Origin of the sequence: Lachnoclostridium edouardi, from assembly GCF_900240245.1 — a bacterium.
In the GTDB taxonomy this organism is placed as follows: Bacteria; Bacillota; Clostridia; order Lachnospirales; family Lachnospiraceae; genus Lachnoclostridium_A; species Lachnoclostridium_A edouardi.
Genome location: NZ_OESQ01000001.1, coordinates 1,984,844 through 2,010,315 on the forward strand (window position 1 = coordinate 1,984,844; position 25,472 = coordinate 2,010,315).

General features: G+C 41.7%; 22 protein-coding genes and 1 pseudogene. 17 read left to right on the forward strand and 6 right to left on the reverse strand.

The annotated features are described in order from the left end of the window. Positions 1-116 precede the first annotated feature (116 nt). The 10 genes from C1A07_RS09390 to C1A07_RS09435 all read left to right on the forward strand — a co-directional run bounded on the left by C1A07_RS09390 (position 117) and on the right by C1A07_RS09435 (position 9,482). On the forward strand, positions 117-1,274 hold the full coding sequence (locus tag C1A07_RS09390; protein WP_101876880.1) for an L-threonylcarbamoyladenylate synthase: 1,158 nt from the start codon (positions 117-119) through the stop codon (positions 1,272-1,274). A gap of 67 nt (positions 1,275-1,341) precedes the next feature. Next, entirely contained in the window at positions 1,342-1,836 is a 495-nt protein-coding gene (locus C1A07_RS09395; RefSeq protein ID WP_101876881.1) for a deoxycytidylate deaminase, read from the forward strand. A 2-nt stretch (positions 1,837-1,838) separates the two neighbouring features. Continuing rightward, the gene (locus C1A07_RS09400; protein WP_101876882.1) at positions 1,839-3,572 is read left to right on the forward strand and encodes a B12-binding domain-containing radical SAM protein; all 1,734 of its coding nucleotides are present in this window, start codon (positions 1,839-1,841) and stop codon (positions 3,570-3,572) included. Then, positions 3,541-4,197 carry an endonuclease III gene (gene nth / locus C1A07_RS09405; RefSeq protein ID WP_101876883.1) on the forward strand — a complete coding sequence of 219 codons (657 nt, stop codon included), beginning with the start codon at positions 3,541-3,543 and terminating at the stop codon, positions 4,195-4,197. Before C1A07_RS09400 ends, nth begins: the two co-directional genes overlap by 32 nt. After that, entirely contained in the window at positions 4,197-4,910 is a 714-nt protein-coding gene (locus C1A07_RS09410) for a 3'-5' exonuclease (RefSeq protein ID WP_101876884.1), read from the forward strand. Before nth ends, C1A07_RS09410 begins: the two co-directional genes overlap by 1 nt. Before the next feature lie 235 nt (positions 4,911-5,145). Next, complete coding sequence (locus tag C1A07_RS09415; RefSeq protein WP_101876885.1) at positions 5,146-6,753, forward strand: VanW family protein; 1,608 nt, start codon at positions 5,146-5,148, stop codon at positions 6,751-6,753. Continuing rightward, positions 6,753-7,382, forward strand: a complete 630-nt coding sequence (locus tag C1A07_RS09420) for an AIR synthase (protein ID WP_145996049.1) — start codon at positions 6,753-6,755, stop codon at positions 7,380-7,382. The genes C1A07_RS09415 and C1A07_RS09420 overlap by 1 nt, the downstream gene beginning before the upstream one ends. Further along, on the forward strand, positions 7,336-7,818 hold the full coding sequence (locus C1A07_RS09425; protein ID WP_101876886.1) for an Lrp/AsnC family transcriptional regulator: 483 nt from the start codon (positions 7,336-7,338) through the stop codon (positions 7,816-7,818). Before C1A07_RS09420 ends, C1A07_RS09425 begins: the two co-directional genes overlap by 47 nt. After that, the gene (locus C1A07_RS09430) at positions 7,815-8,984 is read left to right on the forward strand and encodes an aminotransferase class I/II-fold pyridoxal phosphate-dependent enzyme (RefSeq protein ID WP_101876887.1); all 1,170 of its coding nucleotides are present in this window, start codon (positions 7,815-7,817) and stop codon (positions 8,982-8,984) included. Before C1A07_RS09425 ends, C1A07_RS09430 begins: the two co-directional genes overlap by 4 nt. A gap of 3 nt (positions 8,985-8,987) precedes the next feature. Beyond that, a complete protein-coding gene (locus C1A07_RS09435) occupies positions 8,988-9,482 on the forward strand; it encodes a tRNA (cytidine(34)-2'-O)-methyltransferase (RefSeq protein WP_101876888.1) in 495 nt (164 codons plus the stop codon). 125 nt (positions 9,483-9,607) lie between these two features. Here the strand turns inward: C1A07_RS09435 and C1A07_RS09440 are convergent, their stop codons facing one another. The 5 genes from C1A07_RS09440 to C1A07_RS09460 form a co-directional block, all read right to left on the reverse strand. Next, positions 9,608-10,927 carry an FtsW/RodA/SpoVE family cell cycle protein gene (locus tag C1A07_RS09440; protein ID WP_101876889.1) on the reverse strand — a complete coding sequence of 440 codons (1,320 nt, stop codon included), beginning with the start codon at positions 10,925-10,927 and terminating at the stop codon, positions 9,608-9,610. Next, complete coding sequence (locus C1A07_RS09445) at positions 10,914-11,255, reverse strand: PadR family transcriptional regulator (protein WP_101876890.1); 342 nt, start codon at positions 11,253-11,255, stop codon at positions 10,914-10,916. Before C1A07_RS09445 ends, C1A07_RS09440 begins: the two co-directional genes overlap by 14 nt. 156 nt (positions 11,256-11,411) lie before the next feature. Continuing rightward, the gene (locus C1A07_RS09450) at positions 11,412-12,824 is read right to left on the reverse strand and encodes a sensor histidine kinase (protein WP_101876891.1); all 1,413 of its coding nucleotides are present in this window, start codon (positions 12,822-12,824) and stop codon (positions 11,412-11,414) included. Continuing rightward, complete coding sequence (locus C1A07_RS09455) at positions 12,824-13,534, reverse strand: response regulator transcription factor (protein WP_101876892.1); 711 nt, start codon at positions 13,532-13,534, stop codon at positions 12,824-12,826. The genes C1A07_RS09450 and C1A07_RS09455 overlap by 1 nt, the downstream gene beginning before the upstream one ends. Positions 13,535-13,547: 13 nt before the next feature. Further along, positions 13,548-15,920, reverse strand: coding sequence for an endonuclease MutS2 (locus tag C1A07_RS09460; protein ID WP_101876893.1), 2,373 nt, complete (start codon positions 15,918-15,920; stop codon positions 13,548-13,550). Between the two features lie 164 nt (positions 15,921-16,084). On the opposite strand from C1A07_RS09460, the gene C1A07_RS09465 reads away from it, so the two are divergent. The 7 genes from C1A07_RS09465 (at position 16,085) to C1A07_RS09495 (ending at position 23,803) form a co-directional block, all read left to right on the forward strand. Next, a complete protein-coding gene (locus C1A07_RS09465; protein ID WP_101876894.1) occupies positions 16,085-17,392 on the forward strand; it encodes a S1C family serine protease in 1,308 nt (435 codons plus the stop codon). Between the two features lie 78 nt (positions 17,393-17,470). After that, positions 17,471-18,415: a 3'-5' exoribonuclease YhaM family protein gene (locus C1A07_RS09470; RefSeq protein WP_101876895.1), complete on the forward strand. Its 945-nt coding sequence runs from the start codon at positions 17,471-17,473 to the stop codon at positions 18,413-18,415. Positions 18,416-18,426: 11 nt separating this feature from the next. Then, positions 18,427-19,860 (forward strand): 23S rRNA (uracil(1939)-C(5))-methyltransferase RlmD, encoded by a 1,434-nt coding sequence (rlmD, locus tag C1A07_RS09475; protein ID WP_180952224.1) that lies wholly within the window; start codon positions 18,427-18,429, stop codon positions 19,858-19,860. A 157-nt stretch (positions 19,861-20,017) separates the two neighbouring features. Next, positions 20,018-21,052, forward strand: coding sequence for a virulence RhuM family protein (locus C1A07_RS09480; protein ID WP_180952225.1), 1,035 nt, complete (start codon positions 20,018-20,020; stop codon positions 21,050-21,052). Between the two features lie 178 nt (positions 21,053-21,230). Further along, positions 21,231-21,755 (forward strand): hypothetical protein, encoded by a 525-nt coding sequence (locus C1A07_RS09485; RefSeq protein WP_101876897.1) that lies wholly within the window; start codon positions 21,231-21,233, stop codon positions 21,753-21,755. A 55-nt stretch (positions 21,756-21,810) separates the two neighbouring features. Then, complete coding sequence (locus C1A07_RS16855; RefSeq protein ID WP_408609821.1) at positions 21,811-22,023, forward strand: protein kinase; 213 nt, start codon at positions 21,811-21,813, stop codon at positions 22,021-22,023. Between the two features lie 439 nt (positions 22,024-22,462). Continuing rightward, positions 22,463-23,803 (forward strand): ATP-binding protein, encoded by a 1,341-nt coding sequence (locus tag C1A07_RS09495; RefSeq protein WP_101876899.1) that lies wholly within the window; start codon positions 22,463-22,465, stop codon positions 23,801-23,803. A gap of 229 nt (positions 23,804-24,032) precedes the next feature. On the opposite strand, the pseudogene rhuM reads toward C1A07_RS09495, so the two are convergent. Then, positions 24,033-24,428 (reverse strand): annotated as a pseudogene (gene rhuM, locus C1A07_RS16410) (RhuM family protein). Between the last annotated feature and the right edge of the window lie 1,044 nt (positions 24,429-25,472).

Below are 25,472 nucleotides of genomic sequence, written 5' to 3' on the forward strand. Positions count from 1 at the left end.
AGAATATTACAGAGAATGCAAGAGAATTACAAAAGTTGTAAGGGCTGAATTCTTGCATGGACGAGGCGGTTATGCTATGATACAGGTTAAGATTTAATATTAAGGAAATGATAATCATGGAGACAAAAAGAATTGTAATAGAAGACAGAGAACATGCAGATGACAGTCAATTAAAGGAGGCGGCCTGGATTCTCAGATCAGGCGGCCTTGTGGCTTTCCCCACAGAAACCGTATATGGCCTGGGAGCTAACGCCCTGAATGAGGAAGCTGCCAGAAAAATTTATGCGGCTAAGGGGCGACCGTCAGACAATCCTCTTATTGCTCACATTTCAGACTTTTCAGAGCTGGATCAGCTGGTAAGGGAGATTCCAAAGGCCGGAAAAATTTTGATGGAAGCGTACTGGCCAGGGCCGTTGACCTTGATTTTTCCTAAAAGCTCTAAAGTTCCCTACGGCACTACAGGAGGTTTGGATACAGTAGCGGTGCGGATGCCAAGCGACCCAACAGCCAGAAAGCTAATTGCTCTTTCCGGAGTGCCTGTGGCGGCTCCCAGCGCTAACACATCAGGCCGGCCAAGCCCTACTACTGCAGACCATGTGTGGGAAGATATGAATGGAAAAATAGACATGATTGTAGACGGGGGACCGGTTGGCATCGGCGTAGAGTCCACTATTGTAGATGTAACAGAGGAGATTCCCGTACTGTTAAGACCGGGAGCTGTGACGTTGGAAATGTTAAAGGAGCTTTTGGGGGAGGTTAAAATTGACCCTGCTATTTTAGGACCTTTAAAAGATGGATTAAGGCCAAAGGCGCCAGGCATGAAGTACCGCCATTACGCGCCAAAGGCAGATTTAACCCTGGTAGAGCTGTCAGATGAAACAAGACTTCAGCTGCACAATTTAGACAGCAGGCTTTATAAGGAAACAGTGAAGGCTATGAAAGAGGCAGGCTGCAGTAAAGATTTAACCCCAGAAGAGTTTTGCCTGGCTAATCATGTGAAAATCATGGGGGAGGAAGCCTTAGCTCAGGGAAAAAGTACAGGTATTATTTGTACAGATGAAACAAGAAACCAATATAATCACGGGCTGATACGCAGTATGGGGTTAAGGTCTAAGGAGGAGACTTTGGCTCACAATTTATATGGGGTTTTAAGAGAGTTTGATGATTTAAATGTAGATTGCATTTTTTCGGAAAGCTTTTCTGAGGACAGCTTAGGACAGGCAATAATGAACCGTTTATCTAAAGCGGCAGGATATAAAATATTAAAGGTGTAGACAATGTTAAGAGCTTTAAACCTGAAAAGGCTTTGGAGAACATAAGAAAAAGGAGAAGAGTAAAACCATGTCGGAGAAGAGAGAAGATTATATTACATGGGATGAGTATTTTATGGGAGTAGCTATGCTGGCGGGAAGAAGGTCAAAAGATCCCAGCACACAGGTGGGAAGCTGTATTGTCAGCCCGGACAATAAAATTTTGTCTATTGGCTACAACGGATTTCCTAAAGGCTGTTCAGACGACGAATTTCCCTGGGGTAAGGAACATGAGCAGGACGATCCCTTCCATGCAAAATACCTTTATACTACTCACAGCGAGTTGAACGCCATTTTAAATTATAGGGGAGGAAGTCTGGAGGGCAGCAAGCTGTATGTGACTTTATTCCCTTGTAATGAATGTGCGAAAGCCATTATCCAGGCAGGAATTAAAACTTTAATTTACAGGGAGGATAAATATGCGCAGACGCCTTCTGTGCGGGCCTCCAAAAGAATGTTAAACGCAGCAGGCGTAAGATATTATCAATATCAGTCCACAGGACGGAAAATAGAACTGGAAGTGTAATTATGAAATTTCTTTTAGCAGCTATTAATGCAAAATATATTCACTCTAATCTGGGGATTTACAGTTTGAAGGCATACGGAAAAAAACATGTTCCAGAGCTTTGTATAGAAATCGGGGAATATACCATTAATCATCAAATGGATCAGATTTTAAGAGATATTTATGTAAAGCAGCCGGATGCAGTAGGGTTTTCCTGTTATATTTGGAATATCACATATGTAAAGGAACTGATCAGGGACTTAAAAAAGGTGCTTCCCCAAATAGACATTTGGCTGGGAGGACCGGAGGTGTCCTACTGTGCCGGACAGCTGCTGAAAGAGGAAAAAAATATTACAGGAATTATGTGCGGGGAAGGGGAGCATACCTTTTCCCTTCTTTTAAAGGCTTACAAACAGCTGGAGGAAAGGGGAAAGGGAGCTTTAAAGGAAAAAGATTCTTTTTCTCAAATACCAGGTCTGGTTTATCGCGGCCCGGAGGGAAACATTATAGAAAATCACCCAGGCCAGCTGCTTTCTATGGATGAACTGCCTTTTTCCTACAGTGATTTAAAGGACTTGGAAAATAGAATTATTTACTATGAAAGCAGCAGAGGCTGTCCATTTTCCTGCAGCTACTGTCTGTCCTCCATTGATAAGTCGGTTAGATTCCGCAGCCTGGAGCTGGTAAAAAAGGAAATAGATTTCTTTCTGGAAAAGCAGGCGCCTCAGGTAAAGTTTGTAGACAGAACCTTTAACTGCAGAAAAGACAGAACAATAGAAATTTGGAATTATATTTTAAACCATGATAATGGAATAACAAATTTTCATTTTGAAATTGCAGCAGACTTGCTGGATCAGGAAGAAATAGAGATTTTAAGAAAAATGCGGCCGGGCTTGGTACAGTTAGAGATCGGCGTTCAGACAACTAACTTAGACACTATTCAGGCAATTTGCAGAAAAACAGATCTGAATAAGCTGAAAGCAGCTGTGGAGGCTGTAAATCAGGGGAAAAATGTCCATCAGCATTTAGATTTAATTGCAGGTCTGCCTTTTGAAGATTATGAAAGCTTTCAAAAATCCTTTGATCAAGTGTATTATATGGAGCCGGAACAGCTTCAGCTGGGATTTTTAAAGGTCTTAAAAGGCTCTAAAATGAAAGAAATGGCGAAGCAGTACGGCCTGAAATATAGAAGCTGCCCTCCTTATGAGGTTTTAAGCACCAGCTGGCTGACTTATGAAGAAGTAATCCGCCTTAAAGATATAGAGGAAATGGTGGAGGTGTATTATAACAGCGGGCAGTTTACAAAAACAATAAAGCTGCTGGAAACCTTATTTCCATCGCCCTTTAAAATGTTTGAGTATCTGGCGGATTATTATAGCCAGAAAGGATTATTTTCCGTAAAACATTCCAGACTGGCCAGATTTGAAATCTTGTACCAGTTTGTTTGTATTTATGGAAAGGGAAGAGAGCAGGAATTTAGGGATTGTCTGATGTATGATTTATATTTAAGAGAAAAGGCCAAAAGCCGTCCTTCCTTTGCATCAGATCAGACACCATATAAGGAAGATATTAAAAAGTATTACGGGGAAAAAGGAAAGAAAGGGCCTGCCCATATTGAGGTAATGGAAAACGGAAGTTACATTTACTTTGATTATGATGACCGGGACCCTCTTACATACAATGCCAGGACAAAAATCCTGAGAGGAAAAACAGAAAGGACGCAGGATGGCAAAACGAGAGACAAAGGCAGAGCGTGATGTGAGAATTAAGAAAATACTGGAGGCATTAGATAAGGAATACGGCACAGAGTACAGATGTTACTTAAACCATGAAACACCATGGCAGCTGTTGATTGCAGTCATTATGAGCGCTCAGTGCACAGATGCCAGAGTGAATATTGTTACTGCAGATTTATTTAAAAAATATAATACTCTGGAAAAATTTGCAGATGCTAAACTGGAGGAGCTGGAGCAGGATATTCATTCCATAGGCTTTTACCATATGAAAGCAAAAAATATTATTGCCTGCTGTAAAGCTTTAGTAGAACGTTTTGACGGCCAGGTGCCTGAAACATTAGAGGAGCTTACATCCCTGGCCGGAGTAGGAAGAAAAACTGCAAATGTAATCAGAGGCAATATTTACAATGAACCAAGTATTGTGGTGGATACACATGTAAAACGAATTTCCAGAAAGCTGGGTCTGGCAAAATCACAGGAGCCGGAAAAAATAGAATATGAATTAATGAAGGTTCTTCCTAAAGGTCACTGGATACTTTGGAACATTCACATTATTACTTTAGGGCGCACAATCTGCACAGCCAGAAGCCCAAAATGTGAAGATTGCTTTTTAAAGGAATATTGTCCGTCAAGAGGGATAAAGTAATGATAGAGGGAAGATTAGTAGCTGTAGATCTGGAGACAACAGGTTTGAATCCTAAAACAGAACGGATTTTAGAAATTGGAGCTGTTTTGGTGGAAAACGGGAAGGTAAAGGACAGGTTTTCTGCTTTAATTGATCCTAAACGGCAGATTTCCCAAAGAATTGTGGAGCTGACAGGAATTACTGATGAAATGGTGGCGGGAAAGCCGGATATTCAGGAGGCGCTGCCTGAATTTCTTAAATTTTGCAAAGACTATCCCCTGTTAGGGCATCATATTATTTTTGATTATAGTTTTCTGAAAAGAGCAGCTGTAAATCAGGGATATTCCTTTGAAAGAACGGGCATTGATACCTTGGCTGTATGCAGAAAATTTATTCCGGAAAATGAAAAGAAAAATCTGCAGGCAGCCTGCAAGTGGTTTCAGGTGCAGACAGAAAAATCCCATCGGGCTTTAGAGGATGCGTTGGCAGCCTACAGGTTGTATGAAGCTATGGAACAGAAGTATGGGGGGAAGTATCCGGAGGTCTTTTCTCCGAAAGAGCTGAAATACAAGGTAAAAAGGGAGCATCCGGCTTCAAAAAGGCAAAAAGAAGTCTTGCAGTATTTAATAAAATATCATAAAATAAACCTATCTGTGCAGCTTGACGATTTGTCGAAAAATGAGGCGTCAAGGCTTACAGACCAGATTATTTCCCAGTATGGGAGGATACAATAGAAAGAGTATTATAAAAGAGGTGAGATAAATATGATGAATTTTGGGAATAAAAATGGAAGAAAGATTTTTTCTACCATTATTATTATAGTACTGGTGGCTGCAATGGTAGTTCCTATGGCCCTTAGTGTATTCCCGTTTTAAAAATTGGGTATTTTGCAGCAGTTTATACAGTATATAAAGTATGTAATATGAAACATATAACAAGGTAATCTTTTAGAAGTTTGAGGAGTGGATTATGAAAAAGAAAGTGTGGGCCGGAGGCGTTTTTGCAGCGTGCCTGGCTGTAGGGGTATTAACAGCTGCGCCTTTATATACAGGGGCGGCTGAGCTTCCCGCAGGACTTACTGCAGGGGGACAGGATCTGGGCGGTTTAACAAGGGAAGAGGCTGACCAGAAAATCAGAGAGTATGTAAGCAGTATGGAGAATCAAAAGATTACCCTGGAAATTGGAGACCAGTCTGTAGAAACTACAGCTAAGGATTTAGGTTTTCATTGGAGCAATGAGGATGCAGTAGGCGAGGCTGTGGGAAAGCTGACAGAGGGCAACCTGCTGAAGCGTTATATGGCTGCCAGGGACCTGGAAAAGGAAGGGGCGGAAGTAAAGATTGAGACGGCTGTGGACAGCGGGGCTGTGGAGACCTTTGTAAATGAAAATTGTTCCGGCCTTGCGGGAGCGGCTCAGGACGCCACCATTACACGTGTGGACGGTCAGTTTCAGATTACTCCTTCTGCAAAAGGAGTAGTTGTAGATATAGAGGCTACGAAAAATGCTTTGGATCAGGCTATGGCAGAGGGATTGGACCAGCCGGTTCAGGTTGCGGCAGTAGTTACTGAAAGCGATCCTAAGATTACTACAGAAATGTTGGAGACAATTCAGGACGTGCTGGGAACCTGCACTACAGATTTCAGCAGCAGCGGCGCTTCCCGTTCTAAGAATCTCCAGGTAGGTTCAGCTAAAATAAACGGCCGCGTACTTTTGCCTGGAGAAACATTGTCAGGCTATGAGTGTATGCAGCCATTTACTACGGCAAACGGATATGCCACAGCTGCGGCATATGAAAACGGCCAGGTAGTAGACAGCATTGGAGGAGGCGTGTGCCAGATCGCCACAACCATGTACGATATGGCCCTTTATGCAGAGCTGGAGATTACGCAGAGACAGAACCATTCTATGACCGTAGCTTATGTAAAGCCGTCTATGGATGCAGCCATTGCCGGCACATATAAGGATATTAAGATTACTAATAATTATGATACGCCTATTTATATTGAGGCTTACACATCAGGAAAAAAACTGACCTTTACCTGTTACGGAAAAGAGACAAGACCGGCAAACAGAAAGGTGGAATATATTTCAGAGACTTTAGGCTATGTAGACCCGGGAGCTCCTATTGAGAAGGTGGATAATTCTATGGCTCCGGGAGCCAGGAAAAGACTTCAGTCCTCCCACACAGGATTAAGATCTAGATTGTGGAAGGTAGTTACGGTAGACGGAAAAGAAACAGAGAGGACTGTGCTTCACACAGACACCTATAATGCTTCAAAAGCTATTTACGCAGTAGGGCCAGCGGCAGCTCCGCCAACAGAGGCGCCTGCACCGGTGGAGACGCCGCCGGCAGAGACAGAGCCGCAAGTAGCGGCTCCGGTAGAGGGCGTGGACGGAGGACCAGGAGTTTCTGCGCCTCAGCAGTCTGCGGAGGCCCCGGCGGCCGGACCAGGTTCAGAAGCCCCAGAGGCGGCGGCTCCAGCGCCTCAGCCGGAAACAGGGGCGCCTCAGCCGTCTGCAGAAGTCCCGGCACCTCAGCCGGAGACTCCTGCTGATAACGGAGGCGAACCGGCCTGATGAGAAGAAAAATAGACAGAGCCTGTGAGGGAACAGTAAAACCAGGGCAGGAACTGGTGGCAGCCGGCTTTGCCGGAAGAGCGGGAGCAGCTTTGATTGCAAAAGCCAGAGAAGAAGAGCTGACTGAACATTTCAGCCGGCTGTATGTAGAGAGCATTTACAATTACAAAGAAGTACCAGCAGACAGGAATCTGGAGCAGTGGAGGCCATTGGGCGCGACTGAGCGGGAGATGGCAGGAGAGGGCGGAATTTTAGCCGCCCTCTGGAATTTGCTCTGCGCCTACGGCGTAGGAGGAAATTTTACTCTGCGACAGATTCCTGTTACACAAGAAACCATAGAAATATGCGAGTATTACAATTTAAATCCATATAGACTGTACAGCGAAAATTGTGTGATTCTTGTAACTGACAACGGAGGCAGGCTGGTAAAGGAGCTGGAAAAAGAGGGAATTTGCGCAGCTGTAATCGGAAGTGTGCTTTCAGGAGTGAAAATTGAAATTCAGACAGCTGAGGGAACAGCGTACCTGGAACGGCCGTCTGGAGATGAAATAGAAAAGGTAAAGAGGAGGCAGAAGAAGATCTATGAGAGAGAAGATTTTGGCGGTAATGGAGAAGAACAGCAGAATTGATGTAAAGGACCTGGCGGTTTTGCTGGGGGAAAGCGAAGTGGCGGTTGTCAATGAAATCGCTGAAATGGAGAAAGAGAGAATTATCTGCGGATATCATACTTTAATTGACTGGGATAAAACAGGAGACGAGAGAGTGACAGCTTTAATAGAAGTAAAGGTAACTCCTCAAAGAGGCATGGGATTTGACAAGGTTGCAGAGCGGATTTACCAGTACAACGAGGTGACTGCCGTTTACCTTATGTCCGGTGCCTTTGACTTTACTGTGATTATTGAAGGCAGAACTATGCGCCAGGTAGCTCAGTTTGTATCAGACAAACTGTCTCCAATGGAGTCTGTGTTAAGCACAGCCACTCATTTTATTTTGAAAAAATATAAAGACCACGGCACAATTATTGCAGAAGAAGAGCAGGATGAAAGGATGTTGATTACCCCATGAGAAATCCATTGTCAGAAACTATAGTACAGATTCCGCCGTCAGGAATCAGGAAGTTTTTCGATATAGTCAGCGAGATGAAGGACGCCATTTCCCTGGGCGTAGGAGAACCGGACTTTGACACTCCATGGCATATTAGAGAAGAGGGAATTTATTCCCTGGAAAAGGGACGTACCTTTTATACTTCCAATGCAGGTTTGAGAGATTTAAAGGTGGAGATCTGCAATTATCTAAAAAGAAAATGCAGCCTTACATATAATCCTGACACAGAAGTAATGGTAACTGTAGGAGGCAGCGAGGCCATAGATATTGCTTTAAGAGCAATGCTGGACCCTGCAGACGAGGTTTTAATTCCTCAGCCCAGCTATGTTTCCTACGTGCCCTGCACTATTTTGGCAGGAGGCACGCCGGTGATTATTGAACTGGAGGAAAAAGACCAGTTTAAGCTGACCCTGGAAAAGCTGCTGGAAAAAATCACGCCTAAAACTAAGGTGCTGGTAATCCCGTTTCCTAATAACCCAACAGGCGCTATTATGGAAAAGGAGGAGCTGGAAAAAATCGCTGAGATTGTAGTTGAGAAAGATTTATTTGTAATTTCAGATGAGATTTACTGCGAATTAACATACAAGGGAAACCATGTCTCTATTGCCTCCTTCCCTGGAATGCAGGAGAGAACAGTGCTGATTAACGGATTTTCCAAGTCATATGCCATGACTGGATGGAGACTGGGATATGCGGCTGCGCCGGAAGTAATATTAAAACAGATGCTGAAAATCCATCAGTTTGCTATTATGTGCGCCCCTACTACCAGCCAGTATGCAGCTGTTTCCGCTTTGAAAAATGGGGATGAGGATGTAAAAAATATGCGGGAGTCTTATAACCAGCGCCGCAGATTTTTGGTAAATGCCTTCCGGGAAATGGGATTGGACTGCTTTGAGCCCTTCGGAGCTTTTTATGTATTTCCAAGTATTAAACGGTTTGGCATGAGCTCTGACGAGTTCTGCATGGAACTGTTAAAGCAGGAAAAGGTAGCCGTAGTGCCGGGAACTGCCTTTGGAGCCAGCGGAGAAGGATTTATCCGTGTTTCCTACGCATATTCATTGAAAAACCTGAAGGAAGCTCTGGGGCGTATTGAAAAATTTGTAAATCGCCTGGACGGAAAGGCCTAAAATATGAATATAGTTTTATTTGAGCCGGAGATGCCGGCCAATACAGGAAATATTGGACGTACCTGTGTAGCCACAGATACGAAGCTGCATTTAATTGAACCTTTAGGCTTTAAATTAAACGAGAAGGCCATTAAACGGGCGGGGCTGGATTACTGGGATAAGCTGGACGTGATAGTGTACAGCGATTATCAGGATTTCCTCTCTAAAAATCCGGGGGCGAAAATCTATATGGCTACTACAAAAGCCCCTTCTGTATATACAGACGTAAAATATGAGCCTGACTGCTTTATTATGTTTGGCCCGGAAAGCCGGGGGATTCCAGAAGAGATTTTATTGGAAAACCAGGAGACCTGCGTAAGAATCCCTATGTGGGGAGATATTCGTTCCTTAAACCTGTCTAATTCTGTAGCTGTAATTTTATATGAGGCTTTAAGACAAAATGGTTTTGAGGATATGAAAATGAAAGGCAATTTAACAAAATATAAGTGGTCTGAATAAGAAAAGCAAAGGTAAAATATGGAGGCTGCTGTTAAGTAATCAATGAATGTTTTGATTAAAATGTTCTGATTGATTTAACAGCAGCCTCCTTTTATTTCCCGGGCAAGCCTTTGTTATTTAGACTTTCAAAGACTTACCTTCATAGAAATTTTTTTAGGTTTAGGCTTTGAGGCAATATCCTTGTACCGGTAAATACTTAAAAGAATTCCCAGCATAAAGTATGTAATTAAGGTGGAGCGCAGCCCATAAGAAAAGAACGGCATACATAATTGGCTGAATAATATATAACCTAAATTAGAAAGTACATACCTGACTGTTTCTAAGGACAGGACAAGGCCGCAGCTTAGACCTACTATCATGCCAAGCTGATTGGGCTGGCGGAAACAGATGTAGAAAATTCTCATAAACAGCAGTCCAAAAGCCAGGAGAAGAAGGCAGGTCCCTCCAATGCCTAAATATGTAAATAAGTATGTAATAATATAATCATAAGAATACCCAGGCAGCATCTGCTCTAAAGGCAGATTGGAGGAAGCGGAGCCCCATAAGGCCCAGGAATCCTTCAGACTGAAAATAGAGGCCTGAATATAGGTGCTTCCGTGAGGTTCAAATAAAGGATTGCCCAGAGCCTGTAATCTGGCGATTTGGTAAGGCTGTAAAAGACCTAAAGTTGGCCCCAAAATAAGGAACAAAACAATTCCTGCAAGTGAAAGGCCCCACATGGAACAGATCAAAAGAATCTTGCGGGAGATAAACCATCCTTTTGCCGCGGCGGCAGTCATAATCAAAAGAAATATTGTATATAGGCATACAAACATATTTATGGAATGATAGATAAAGAAAACAGGCAAAAGAGAAATACCTCCGCAGATGCAGCAGACTGCAAAGCCTCTTTTCCCCTGCCCTCTGCTTCTATATACAATTCCCGCAAAACAGGGCGCTAATAAATAAAGAATAATCTGTATGTAAATATATCCTCCGTTAACAGGCCTTACAAAGACCGGCGCAACAGAAAGGGAAACAGTGCAGAAGCCCCACAGAAGGAAGGTATACTTTCCTATTAAGGTATAATCTATAAAATAAACGCCTATCATAAGAAGCAATCCTAACCCGGTATAAATACACTGACGGAAGAATTGATTATAATTGGCATCAGCAGACATATGGTATTGAACAGCCAGTCCTGCTAAGCTGAATAAAATAATGATGATCAGGGTTTTCCAGTCTGTGCGGGGACGGTGAATTCTATCCATCTCCATCCCGACTTTTACCGGATCTCCCATCTGCCGAATACTTTCAGCTAACGCTTCAGGCGGTTCCATTCCCATTTCCTGAAAGGCCTCTGTCTGATCCTCAATATGAGCAGATATTTCCTCCTGAACAAAGGTCCTGGCTTTCCTGCTTCGGATTTGGGCAGATAACAGCGCTAAGTACTCAGACCGCTCCATAGACAGCACCTCCTAGTACATGGGCCACAGCCCCGGCATATTCCTCCCACTCTGCCTGCTTTTTAGATAAATATTTTTTCCCTTCCCTGGTAATAGAATAATATTTTCGCACCTTTCCCTGAACCTCCTGCTCATAACAGGTGAGACAGCCCTGAGATACCAGAGAGTGAAGAAGAGGGTACATAGTTCCGGCCTTTAGCTGAAATACATTATTGGACCGGGCCTCTAAGGTCTCAATCATCTCATAGCCATACATATCCTTTTCTGAAAGAAGCTTTAAAAGCAGCAAAGATGTGCTGCCGGAAATCAAGCTTTTGTCAACTGCCATAAAAACACCTCCTTATATCGACTATCTATATATAATGATATACTTATAATATATCGATAATCTATATATGTCAAGAAAAATAAAAAGGGATGCAGAATAATGGAAAAGTGGAAAGTCACCTTCCAAGGATGCTACATCCCTTTGGCTATTAAAATATTAAAGATTTGTAGATCTGGGCAGACTGAAAATAAATTCAGTGCCTACTTTTTCAGTGCTGACCACGTCAATATTTTCCCCATGGGACTGAATAATTTCCTTTACAATAGCCAGGCCCAGCCCTGTTCCCCGTTTGTCTTTGCCCCGGGAAATATCAGATTTATAAAATCTTTCCCAGATTTTTTTAATACTATCCTTTGGGATACCTATGCCAGTGTCCTTTACTGAGACAAAAACTTTCTCATGGCGCACAGAGGCCTGAATATAAATGGTTGAATCGTGATGGCTGAATTTAATGGCATTGTCGATTAAATTATAAAGCACCTGCTGGATTTTTCCCAGGTCAGCATAAACCATTTGAATATTATCAGAAAATGTTAGTTCAAAGGTGATGCCCTTTGTATTGCAGATGCCTTCAAATGAAGCTGCAGTATCTTTAATAACCCTGTTAATGTCAAAGTTAGTTCTGGACAAATAGCCTTTGCTGTCCAGGGAGTTTAAGGTAAGCATTCCCTCTGTCAGCTTGTTCAGACGGTCAGTTTCAGAAATTACCCGTTTTAAATATTTCTCCTGCATCTCAACAGGGATTGTGCCGTCAATAATCGCCTCTAAATAGCCTTTAATGGAGGTTAAAGGGGAGCGAAAATCATGGGAGACATTGGCAATGAAGTTTCGCTGATATTCTTCCATTTGATTTAATTCCCCGGACATATAATTTAAGGTGGCGGCTAAATAGCCGATTTCATCCTGAGTGTTTACCTGAATGGTGTATCCTAGATTTCCCGCAGCGTATTCGTTGGCGCCTGCAGTGATTTTATTCAAAGGCCCGTACACATATCTGGTGAATACAATCATAATAATCAGAGACAAACCGAAAAGAATAGCCCCTGAAATATATAGAATGTCAAGGGTTTTACTTCTGAAAATCATCAGCTCATTTAAGGGCATATGAATTAAAATGTATCCGTATGTGTTGTAATTTCCCGTAATGGGAGCGGAAACGCTAATTACGTCATGGTCAAATTGGTTATAAAAGCTTCCTACAGAAAATGGCTTGTTATCTGTTAAAGGAGGCTCAAAATTTTCCAGGGTAATGCCTGATCTGGCAGAGTTGTCGCTGTCCAGAATAATGGTGCCCTTTCTGTTAACAACCCATATATCAGCTTTTAAATATACAGATACAGCTTGAAGCTGAGGAAATACAGAAGAAAGTTCCGCCACCTTACTTCCCTGATATGGACTGCTGCACTGCTCCGCAATGACTGTGGCCTCGTTATAAAGAGCGTCTACTTGAGATTCTAAAAGGTGGTTTAGGATCATTCGGGAACCAATGGTGGAAATAGAAATAAATCCCAAAAGGCCGAAAATAAAATATCCCAGTACAAATTTATAATAGATAGAACGTAAATGCATTATCTTTTAACCTCAAATTTGTATCCAATTCCCCATACAGTTGATAGAGCCCAGTTTTGATGGTCTTTAATTTTTTCTCTAAGACGTTTAATATGTACGTCTACAGTCCGCGTGTCGCCGATATATTCGTATCCCCAAATATGGTCCAACAGCTGCTCTCTGGTAAATACCTGGTTGGGGGAGGAGGCCAGGAAATAAAGAAGCTCTAATTCCTTAGGCGGCATCTCCACAGAATGTCCCTGGTAAATAACAGAATAATTAGTCAGATTTACAATAAGATCAGGGTATTCTACGTAGTCTCCCTGCTGTTCAGAGGAGGAGGGGACTGCTGGGGATACTGGCTGATACCTGCGAAGCACAGCCTTTACTCTTGCCACTAATTCTTTAGAATCAAATGGCTTGATCATATAATCGTCGGCTCCCAGCTCCAGTCCCAGAACCTTATCAAAAATCTCTCCTTTTGCGGAAAGCATAATAATAGGAGTCTGGGAGCCGGTGCGAATTTCCCGGCATACCTGATAGCCGTCAATACCTGGCAGCATCAGGTCTAAAAGTACAATGCTGGGTTTAAACTCAGGGAAAACCTTTAAGGCCTCCTCACCGTCGTTGACAATCATTGTTTCATAACATTCTTTCATTAAATAAAGTGAAATTAACTCTGCAATATTTTCATCATCATCCACAATTAAAACTCTTTGTTTTTCTGCCATATAACGCTCCTGTCTATTTAAATGTCACAATAGTAACGCCGGTATCTCCTTCTCCAAACTCTCCCAGACGGAATTCTTTTACATATTTCAGCTTTTTCAGATGCTTGTGAACGCCTGCCTTTAACGCGCCTGTTCCCCGGCCGTGAACTACCCGGACCTGATTTAAATGAGATAAGTAGGCGTCGTCCAGATATTTATCTAAAACCGGAAGAGCCTCGTCAACAGTCATTCCAATTAGATTTACTTCCGGAGAAATAGTGCTGGACTTAGACATTTTTATCTTTCCGCTGCCAGTCTTATTTAATGAAGGACCGGTGATAACAGGCTCATCCAGAAGCTCAATATCTTTTATATTTACAAGTGACCGGAGAATACCCATCTGTACATACAAATCCCCTTTATTATTGGGAAGTGAACTGACAGTGCCGTTTAAGTTCATAGTAAGCACTCTGACGCTGTCCCCCAGCTTTAATGTTTTAGGAGAAACAGTTTTTTTAGGCTGCTGTTTTCCGCGCAGGGATAAATCCTTTTCCACATCTCCCAGTTTTTCTCTCAAACGGGAACGCTGTGCCTCCAGTTCTTTTGTAAGTCCGGCGGCATCCCCCAGCTTATTAATATTGCGGATGGTCTGGTCAGCCGTCTCCTTGGCCTCTCTAAGAATTCTCTGAGCCTCTTCTTTAGCATCCCGGATAAATGTATCTCTCCGCTCATCCAGGCGTTCTTCCTTTTTCTCTAAGCGGGATTTCAGCTGGGCAATCTCTGTTTTATATGCGGCGATTTCCTGCTGTTCCTTTTCAATGGTTACTCTGCTGTGTTCCAGGTTAGCTAAAAGATCTTCAAATGTTTCATCCTTTGCTTCCAGATGAGTTTTTGCATCCTCAATAATATAGTCAGGAAGCCCCAGCTTACTGGAAATAGCAAAGGCGTTGCTCTTTCCGGGAATACCGATGAGAAGTCTGTATGTGGGGCGAAGGGTTTCCAGGCTGAATTCACAGCAGGCATTTTCAACTCCCTCAGTAGTAAGGGCAAATACCTTTAATTCACTGTAGTGAGTAGTCGCCATGGTGCGGCACTTCATATTGTGGAGGAAGGAAAGTATGGCAATAGCCAAAGCTGCTCCCTCTGTAGGGTCAGTTCCCGCCCCAAGCTCGTCGAACAGACAGAGAGAATTGCTGTCCGCCTGCTCCAGAATTTTAACTATATTTGTCATGTGAGAGGAGAAGGTACTAAGACTTTGTTCAATACTCTGCTCGTCTCCAATATCTGCAAAAACCTCTTCAAACACAGACAGCTGGGAGCCGTCGAAGGCGGGAATATGAAGGCCGGCCTGGCCCATAAGAGTAAACAGGCCCACAGTTTTCAGAGAAACAGTTTTTCCTCCTGTATTAGGTCCTGTTACAATGAGAAGATCAAACTTCTTACCCAGATGAATGTTAATAGGCACCACCTTTTCAGGATCTAAAAGAGGATGGCGGCCGTCTTTTATATTAATATATCTGTCTTTATTAAAAACAGGGGCGCTGCATTTATAATGGCGGGAAAGGGCCGCCTTGGCGAAAATAAAGTCCAGTTTCACAAGAGTCTGAAGATTTACTTTCAGCTCCTCTGTATAAGGGCTTACCTGATTGCTCAGCTCTGCCAACACAGCCTGAATTTCCTTCTGCTCCTGAATCTCCAGCTCCCTAAGGTCATTATTCAGCTTAATAACAGCCATAGGCTCTATAAATAAAGTGGAGCCTGTGGAGGATTGGTCGTGAACCATGCCGGAAACCTGATTCTTGTACTCGGCCTTTACAGGGAGACAGTATCTGCCGTCTCTCATGGTAATTACTGCATCCTGAAGATAATTACGGCTGGAATTTAAAAGGGCGCTCATCTGAGAGTGGATTTTGTCCTGAATCCCCTTCATAGAGCGGCGCACCCGGCGCAGGCCGGGACTGGCGTCGTCGCTGATTTCCTCCTCAGAAAGAATACAGCGTTTAATCTCTGTATTAACAGGGGTTAACGGTTCCAGGGAACGGAACATCCATTCCAGAGAGTCATCTTCAAATAGATCTTCCTCATGGCGTCCATAAGCCTTAGCCCTGGCTGCTATAGTTAAAAGAGAGCTGATAGAAAGCAGCTCAATAATTCCCAGAGAGCTTCCGATTTCCAGACGTTTTAAAGAGTCTCTGATATCCCGGACGCCGTTAAAGGACAGACTGCCCTTCATGCGGATTCTGCTTACTGCATCCGTAGTTTCCTGCTGACTTTGAATGATTTCGTCGTAATCTATAGAAGGTAAAAGAGAGGAGCACAATTCCTTTCCCATGGGAGAGGAGGCATATTCTGTCAGCTGCCCGATAATTTTATTATATTCTAAAGTTTTAAGCGCTTTATGATTCATAATCTAGTCACCTTTTTATAAATTAATGCTGGTACACTGATGGTATTATATCATACGGTATAATATCTTTGCCAGCTTTTTTGTGGATATTCTGTTTTTAGAAAGGGTTGCATAATAGGAAGAAGAAAAGTATAATAGGGATAGGTTTTTTTAGGAGGTCTTCTATGCCGGAGATAAAAGACAGGGATAAGGAACAGCCAGAGAAACGCCAGTTTATTAAAGAGAAAATTGTAAGACAGCCAAGGACAAAGGAGCAGTTCATCAAAGGCGGTATTGTCCTTTTGTTTCTTGCGGCTTTATTCGGCGTAATCGCAGCAATCACTTTTACAATTTCCAGGCCTATTGCTGAAAAGTATTTGGCTGGCGGCGAGACAGAAAGCCAAACCATCAGTATTCCCAAGGATGAGGAGACGGCGCCTTCTCAGGAGGCGGAAAAAGAGCCAGAAGAGCCTGAAACAGAACCGGTGCGGGATCTGGTGGAGGAGGCGCTTTCCAGCTACCAGTATACTATGCAGGATTTTACCACTATATATGGAAATTTAAAGCAGCTGGGCCAGAAGGTAGACAAAAGCGTGGCTGTCGTTCATTCTGTAAGGCATGAGACAGACTGGTTTGACAACCCTGTGGAGAATACAGGATATTATTCAGGCATTATTATTGCAGCTACAAATACAGAAATTCTGGTGCTGGCTCCCGAGTCGGCAGTAGAGTCCGCAGATTCTATCCGCGTTACCTTTCAGGACGGCACAGAAGTGTCCGGTACAAAAAGACAGACAGATAAAATTACAGGTCTATCAGTGATCAGTGTGAGGAAAAGCGATTTGCCTGAGGAGGCGGCACAAAAGCTGGAAGCCCTAAAGCTGGGAAATTCTTATTCTATAAAAACAGGTGATTTGCTTATAGCAGTGGGAAGCCCTATAGGCATTCCTCATTCTATGGATTTTGGACATGTAACTTATATAGCCAAGAATGTCCAGGTACCTGACGGAACAATGAGAGTATTTTATGTAAATATGAATCTTAATGCAGAAGCAGGGACTTTTTTAATCAATTCCTCCGGAGAAGTAGTGGGCTGGGTTACAGATGATTATACAAATGGAATCAGCCAGGAGATGACCACAGCTTTTGGAATTTCTGAATATAAAGGAATTCTGGAAAAGCTGAGCAATGGACGGGAAGCCGCGTATATGGGCATTCGGGGCCAGGAAATTACAGAACAAATGTCTGAAACCGGGATTCCTGCAGGAGTTTATGTGCAGGAGGTTATGCTGGAATCTCCTGCATATGAGGCAGGTATACAGAACGGGGACATTATTGTTCAGGCTGGCGAAAAGGAACTGAAAACCATGAAGGAGTTCCAAAATATAATAGAGCAGCTAGAATCGGGGCAAAGTCTAAAATTGATTGTTCAAAGGGCAGGAAACCAAGAATACAAACAAATTGAATATAACGTATTGCTGGGGGCCAGGTAATTCCTGGCTCTCAGTGCTCGTAATAATAAAAAATAGTTGAGCAAAGGAAATGAAATAAATATAGAGGAGATTACAATTATGAGATATATTGGAATGTTAAGAGAAGGTATGCACACATCAGACGTTTATTTGTGTAAGAACCGTCAAATTGCTTTGACTAAAGCAGGAAAAGAGTATGGAAGTTTAATTTTGCAGGACAAGACGGGCACTGTAGACGCAAAAATCTGGGATTTAGGTTCTCCGGGCATCGGCAGCTTTGATGCTATGGATTATGTTTATGTAGATGCGGATGTAACAGTATTTCAGGGAACAAACCAGCTGAATATTAAAAGGATCAGAAAAGCAGAGGAGGGAGAATATATCCCGGCAGATTACCTGCCTGTTTCTAAGAAGGATATTGGCAGAATGTACACCGACTTGACTGCATACATAAAAACCATTAAAAATGCTTATCTGCGCAGTCTGGCAGCCAGCTTTTTTGTGGAGGATAAGGAATTTGCAAAGGCTTTTCAGTTCCATTCCGCTGCTAAAAGCGTTCACCACGGATTTGTAGGGGGACTGTTGGAACACACGCTCAGCGTAGTGCAGCTGTGTGATTTTTACGCTTCCCATTATCCTATGTTAAACAGAGATTTATTGTTGACTGCAGCAATGTTCCATGACGTAGGAAAGCTGAAAGAGCTTTCTGTATTTCCGGAAAATGATTATACTGATGCCGGTCAGCTTTTAGGCCATATTATGATTGGGGCTCAAATGGTAGCAGACCGTATCCGCACAATCTCAGGATTTCCGGAGAAACTGGCTGTAGAGCTGCAGCACTGTATTCTGGCTCACCATGGAGAGTTAGAGTATGGTTCTCCTAAAAAACCGGCTCTTTTAGAGGCGGTTGCACTTAGCTTTGCAGATAATACAGACGCCAAAATGGAAACTATGGTGGAGGCTTTAGAAGGGGCCGGAGAAAATATGGGTTGGCTGGGATTTAACAGATTTTTGGACAGCAATATCCGGAAAACAGGAGAATAGGAAGAGAATTTATGGAAATCAAAAAAAACCAGTGTTTTACTGTAACAATATCAGATATTAGCCAGGACGGAGCCGGTATTGGAAAAACAGATGGATATACCTGGTTTATAAAGGACGCTGTAATCGGGGATATGGTAGAAGCCAGCGCCATGAAAATGAAAAAAACATATGGATTTGCCAGGTTATGCCGCATATTACAGCCATCTCCCTTCCGCATAGAGGCAAAATGTTCTGTGGCCCGCCAATGTGGGGGCTGCCAGCTGCAGGCAATGTCCTATAAAGAACAGCTGAAATTTAAGGAGCGAAAGGTGTATAACCACTTAAAAAGAATCGGCGGACTTTCAGAGCTTTTGCTTCCAGATGAAGAGTTGGAGAAACCAGACAAGAACCAGAGAGAAGAGAAAACTTATTCTTTGGTTATGGAGCCTATAATAGGGATGGAAAATCCCTGGAGATATAGAAATAAGGCCCAGTTTCCTTTTGGAAAAGACAAAAATGGCAGGATTGTCACTGGATTTTATGCAGGGCGCACTCACAGCATCATAGAAAATCAGGATTGCTTATTAGGCGCAGAGGAAAATAGGGAAATTTTAGACATTATTAAGAAATATATGGAAGTCTATAAGGTCGAGCCTTACTGTGAAGCTTCCCACACTGGTTTAGTGCGCCATGCATTAATCAGAAAGGGGTTTACTACAGGAGAGCTGATGGTCTGTCTAGTGATTAACGGGGACAGTCTGCCTGAGGCCGGCCAGCTGGTGAAGGAGCTTAAAAAAGTTCCGGGCATGGCTTCCATTTCTTTTAATGTAAATAAAGAGAAAACAAATGTAATTTTAGGAAATAAGATTGTCAATCTTTTTGGCCCTGGATATATTACCGACTATATTGGGGACGTTGTATATCAAATTTCCCCCCTGTCTTTTTATCAGGTCAATCCAGTACAGACAAAGCGGCTTTATGAAACTGCTTTAGAATATGCCGGCTTAACCGGCGATGAAATTGTATGGGATTTGTACTGCGGAATCGGGACGATTTCTTTATTTTTGGCGCAAAAGGCCAAAAAGGTATTCGGCGTGGAAATTATTCCTCAGGCAATCCAGGATGCCCGCCAAAACGCTCAGTTAAACCACATGGAAAATACAGAATTTTTTGTGGGAAAGGCAGAGGAAGTTCTGCCGGAGCAGTATGAGAAAAACCAGATTCGCGCTGATGTAATTGTGGTAGATCCCCCCAGAAAAGGCTGTGATAAGGTCTGCCTGGATACGATTGCAAAGATGGCTCCAAAAAGACTTGTGTATGTCAGCTGTGATTCCGCCACCCTGGCCAGGGACGTGAAGTATCTGGGGGAACAGGGATTTCAGGTGAAGAGGGTGCGATGCTGCGATATGTTCCCGTGGAGCGGGCATGTGGAAACGGTTGCCCTGCTGACGAGAAAAGCCCGGTAAATCAAGGGGGTGAATTGAGTTTTTAGTGAGGAGATAAAGACTGAATTCAACCGAGACAGAAAGAATGTCCATTTCTCCGGCTCATTCATCTGAGATATGACACGAAAAATCCGTGTATAATAAGGAAAAAAGACTTGACTAAATAGGGGGGCTTAATTTGGCAAAAAAGAAAAATGAAATAAGTATTCGCTCAAGTGCAGCGGAATATCTTACCTATGTTGCTTCTGTAGGAGAACAAGAAGATAGTATCGAAATGCGTTATGAGGACGAAAATATATGGCTCACACAAAAAATGATGGCTACACTTTACAATGTAGAAACTAATACAATAAATTATCACATCAAAAAGATTTTTGGTGATAGTGAATTACAGGAAGATTCAGTTATTCGAAAATTTCGAATAACTGCTGTTGATGGTAAAGAATATAACACAAACCATTACTCATTGGAAATGATTATTGCTGTGGGATTTAAGGTTAATTCTGAACGTGCAGTGCAGTTCCGTAAATGGGTAAATCAGATTGCAAAGGATTATACCATCAAAGGTTGGGTTATGGATGATGAGCGTCTAAAGCGAGGTACTTATCTGACAGATAAGTATTTTGATGAACAGTTAGAACGCATCAGAGAAATCCGTGTAAGCGAAAGGAAGTTTTATCAGAAAATTACAGATATTTATGCCACTGCGATAGACTATGACAAAACTTCTGCAACAACAAAAAGGTTTTATGCAACAGTCCAAAATAAAATGCATTTTGCAGTTCACGGTCACACGGCTGCTGAATTGATTGTAGAGCGAGCCGACCACCAAAAGGAGCATATGGGACTTACTACCTGGGCAGATGCTCCGGATGGCAAGATTAAAAAAAGTGATGTAACGATTGCAAAAAATTATTTAAGTGAAAATGAATTGTATCAATTGAACCGTATGGTAACAGCATATTTGGATTTTGCTGAAAATATGACTTTAAGGCATATTCCTCTTACTATGGAAGATTGGGAAAAGCGACTCAACAGTTTTATTGAAATGTTTGATTATGGCATTTTGCAAGATGCCGGGAAGGTTTCTGCTGAAATAGCCAAACTTCACGCTGAAACGGAGTTTGAGAAATATCGTATCTTTCAAGATAGGCTATTTATGTCTGATTATGACAGGTATTTACTTGAGTTAGAAAAAAATGTGAAGAAATAAATGCAACGTTAAAGATGATTCAAAAAAGTGACACCAGTGGTGACACAGTTAGTGGAAATTGTGTCTGATAACTGATGCCACAAGGAGGTTAAAATTAGATATATCTAATTTAATTGCTGATTTCCGGCAATTTGCTCCAGAATTTGCTGCGTAATATTGTATTGTGAATGGAGCCATAATGAAGCTTAATGCAATACAAGAAATGGGTTACGATGAATTTGCTCTTCGCTCAACAATGAATATGCCATCGCGATTATATAGATATTATCCTGATGTCGCGAGCAATGAAAAAACCACTGGTGAAACAGTTAATTATTCTCTTCAGGCATTGGAAAATAATACTGTTTTTCTCCAATCACCGACAGAATTTGATGATGTATACGATTCTGATATACATATTGATTATTTAGAATATGAGCATCTTCGCTTGACTGAATATTGCCATAGATGTGGTCTTGATATTGATGCAAATCAATCTACACAGGATATTGGTAATGTTTTGGTTAAGGCTTTGCATGAGCATTACATTGCGAATGGAAATCTTGAAAATGTATTTACCCAAATTCCCAATTCTAAAATTGAGGAACTTTCAAATAAGTGGTTTGTTTTAGCTGTCATCAATGAATTATATAAAACGTTTGATTTTGGAAAGGCTACAGCGTCTGTATTACAAATTGAATATCGTGATTATATAAGTATATAATACAACTAATACATGATGAGTATGAAGGGGAAATATTGATGAAATAATTAGTGAGATAGGTGCATTTGATACTGTTTATGAATGTCATTCTGAGCTAAATGATAAATATACTATTAAGATATTAAAAGCAAATGATAATAATGCTATCTCACGTTTTCAGAAAGAGGTTAGATTAACGAGCCGTTTAAATCATCCTAATATCATAAAAATAGTGGCACAAGATACTACTGGGGATAGAAAGTATTATATAATTCTGATACGGATATAACTATAAATGATTTAGGTCTTAGCAGACAAATTGACTCATCTTCGATAAGGTTGACTCATGTTGGAGATGTCTTTGGAACACAAAGATATATTTCTCCGGAACAAACTCAAAATTCGGAAAATGTTAATGAAAGAACTAATATATATGCGTTTGGTAATTGTAATGCAACAGTATTTGTTAATCAGATTTACTCTCGTAATCCGCTATATCAATAATGATTTTCGTATAAGTGCCACAGCAAGAATGTTAAACGATAGTTGAGACTGTGGAGTATCCTAATGGCAAGATATATTTTTCACTATTAAATATAAAAATGTGATTCAAAAGCATTAAATATGAATAATTTTGTGATTTGGGCTGTATTTTTCGTATTTTTCGCATATAATAAAAGTGTGATTTTGAAACCTAAAACTCCAATAAAAATGTGAGGAGTGACTCTATGGAACGATTTATTTTAAAAAAGTTGCTGGACTGGAAGAATTCTCCCTACCGCAAACCCTTAATCTTGAAAGGTGTACGTCAGGTAGGTAAAACCTGGATTCTGAAAGAGTTTGGCAGACGCTGTTATGAAAATACAGCCTACTTTAACTTTGACGAAAATGAAGAATACAAACAATTTTTTGAAACCACCAAGGACGTAGATCGGATTCTACAAAATTTGATGCTTGCCAGCGGTCAGAAAATCTTGCCTGAAAAGACCCTTATTATCTTTGATGAAGTGCAGGACTGCCCTAAGATTATTAACTCTATGAAGTATTTTTGCGAGAACGCACCACAGTACCATGTTGCCTGTGCCGGTTCTCTGTTGGGTATCGCGCTGGCGAAGCCATCCTCCTTTCCGGTAGGTAAGGTCAACTTTATGCAGATTGATCCAATGACCTTCACTGAGTTCCTACTTGCCAACGGCGATGAAAATCTGGCGCAGTATCTGGAGGTGGTAGATACGCTAGAGCCAATCCCCGATGCTTTCTTCAATCCGCTGTATGAGAAGTTGAAGATGTATTACGTCACCGGCGGTATGCCGGAGTCGGTACTGATGTGGACGGAGGCAAGAGATGTTTCTGCCATGCAGGAAGCTTTGTCCGGAATCATTGGAGCCTATGAGCGTGACTTTGCCAAGCATCCTAATCTTAGCGAGTTCCCGAAAATTTCAATGATCTGGAAGTCTGTTCCTTCTCAACTGGCAAGGGAGAACAAGAAGTTCATCTATAAGGTGGTCAAGGAAGGCGCACGAGCCCGTGAGTACGAGGATGCCCTGCAATGGCTGGTGGATGCTCGCCTGGTGCATAAGATCTATCGCAGCTCCGCTCCCGGCTTACCGATTGCAGCCTACGATGACTTGTCTGCTTTCAAGATTTATCTGGTGGATGTGGGACTGCTTCGCCGTCTGGCGCAGTTGGCTCCCACGGCCTTTGGCGAAGGTAACCGACTATTTACTGAATTCAAAGGTGCATTGACTGAAAACTTTGTATTGCAGACTTTGATTACTCAGTTTGAAGTCATGCCCCGTTATTGGAGCCAGAGCAACCCACCTTACGAAGTAGATTTCCTCATTCAGCGGGAGAACGATATCTTCCCCGTGGAAGCTAAATCCGAAATCAACACCACCAGTAAGAGTATGAAGAAGTTCAAGGAACTGTTTCCTGAAAAAGTTAAGCTCCGAATTCGCTTCTCTCTGGATAATTTGAAGTTAGATGATGATGTGATGAATATTCCGCTGTTTATGGCAGATCAGGCAGATCGATTGATTGGGTTGGCATTAGAGCAACTACAGAAATAAATGCAAAAATTATTACAGATGACATAACAAAGGCCTCCATTGGTAAGCTATCAAAATACTAATGGAGGCTTTTGTTTATTTGAGTTTTCTTGAAATAACCGGTAGATTATCCAGGGAAACTCATAAGCTTCGACTACATGGGAATATGTTGCCGGGTTTGATTTTCGGCATAGTCAAAATACATAATGACAATACAGTTTAAGTTATATATTTCGTCCTTTAAATGATGTTAACCCCCCATATTATCTTTTTCGGTGTCAGCATGTTCAGCAATTAATTCTGAGGCCGTATGACTATGTACAGAGTAATGGAGCTTATTTTGTACTGTTTTGAAAAATAGATCGGCCTATGGGCTTTTGGTATCATAATCAATGGAGGTAGCAAAAATATTACGAACATTCATATAGGCCCTTTTTTCAGAAGCTAGAATATTGCGGATATGTTTAAGAAGTTCATCAAAATAATCTGTACCGAATGATTTCGGATTTTTCAAACGTTCATCATCCATTACAAATCCCTTCCGCATGTATTTGGAAAGAATAGAGGAAGCCCAATTTTTGAAACGTATTCCTATATTGTTTCTTACACGGTAACCTATAGCAAGAATTATTTGTAAATTATATATTGTTTATATTCAGGATGGATATAATTAAGCCTGCTACTGTAATGGTAATCATAAACTCTTCATATGTACTCAACCACCCCTTTCGTAAGACTTCCGAAGTGGTGGAAGCTGCCCTCTCAGTTGCCCGGGTAAGTATATTATGCTGTCAAGGTGTGCCCCTCTGACTCACTCCAGGGGGCAGTTTTTGCGGCTTCTGTGTCGATAATGCAGTACTCTATATTTTCTTGAACTGCTGATAAATCGCTTGCCTTTCAGCTATTCAAATATTCTAAAAGACTTTCAGCCGTTGTCTGTTTGATAAGCATGTAATCTTTACAAGAATTAAGATATTCCTTCGCATTGTTGTCGGTTACCTCTGGAGCGGCGCTCCATATTTGTTGCGTAAATTCTTTGAATTCCTTAGTAACATTATACAGATCTGTCTGAGAAATTTGGTTATATGCATAAGCTTCCATTGCTTTCATAACTTGGTTATGTGCATTGATTACAGGAAGTACATATCCCCGAATTTTCTCATAAAGAGCTATGACTTCGTCTTTTGATAAAACTGACGATGCTTCAGAATTCTTTTATCAGCAGAATTAACAATATATGATTCATTCGTGGTTTTTGCGCCTGAATTATTGGAAAATTATATTGGTGTTGCTATTCCGATGATAACACAAAGAGCAAAAAATACAGTTATAATGATTCTAACAGGTTTGTTGAACTTTTTGTATTTCCACATAAGAATTACTTTCAGTCTGATGTAGCAAACATAATAGGAATAATACTGAAAACAGTCTATGAAAAAATGAAAAATGGTGTATTTGAGGGTGATGAACTTGTGGACAGCGCAGGAGATGCCAAATTCTCAGAAAATTTAATAGTGGATAGACGGAATCTCATATCTTGTATTGTAAACCTACACTTTTTAATTATTCAGTTGTATACACCCCTTGTCAGGACGCTTCAAGAATGATATAATTACACAGGGAATTTGTTTATATCTTGCCGGAGCAGCCCGGTAAGAGAAAAACATGTGAAGCCGCTCGGTATGCCGAT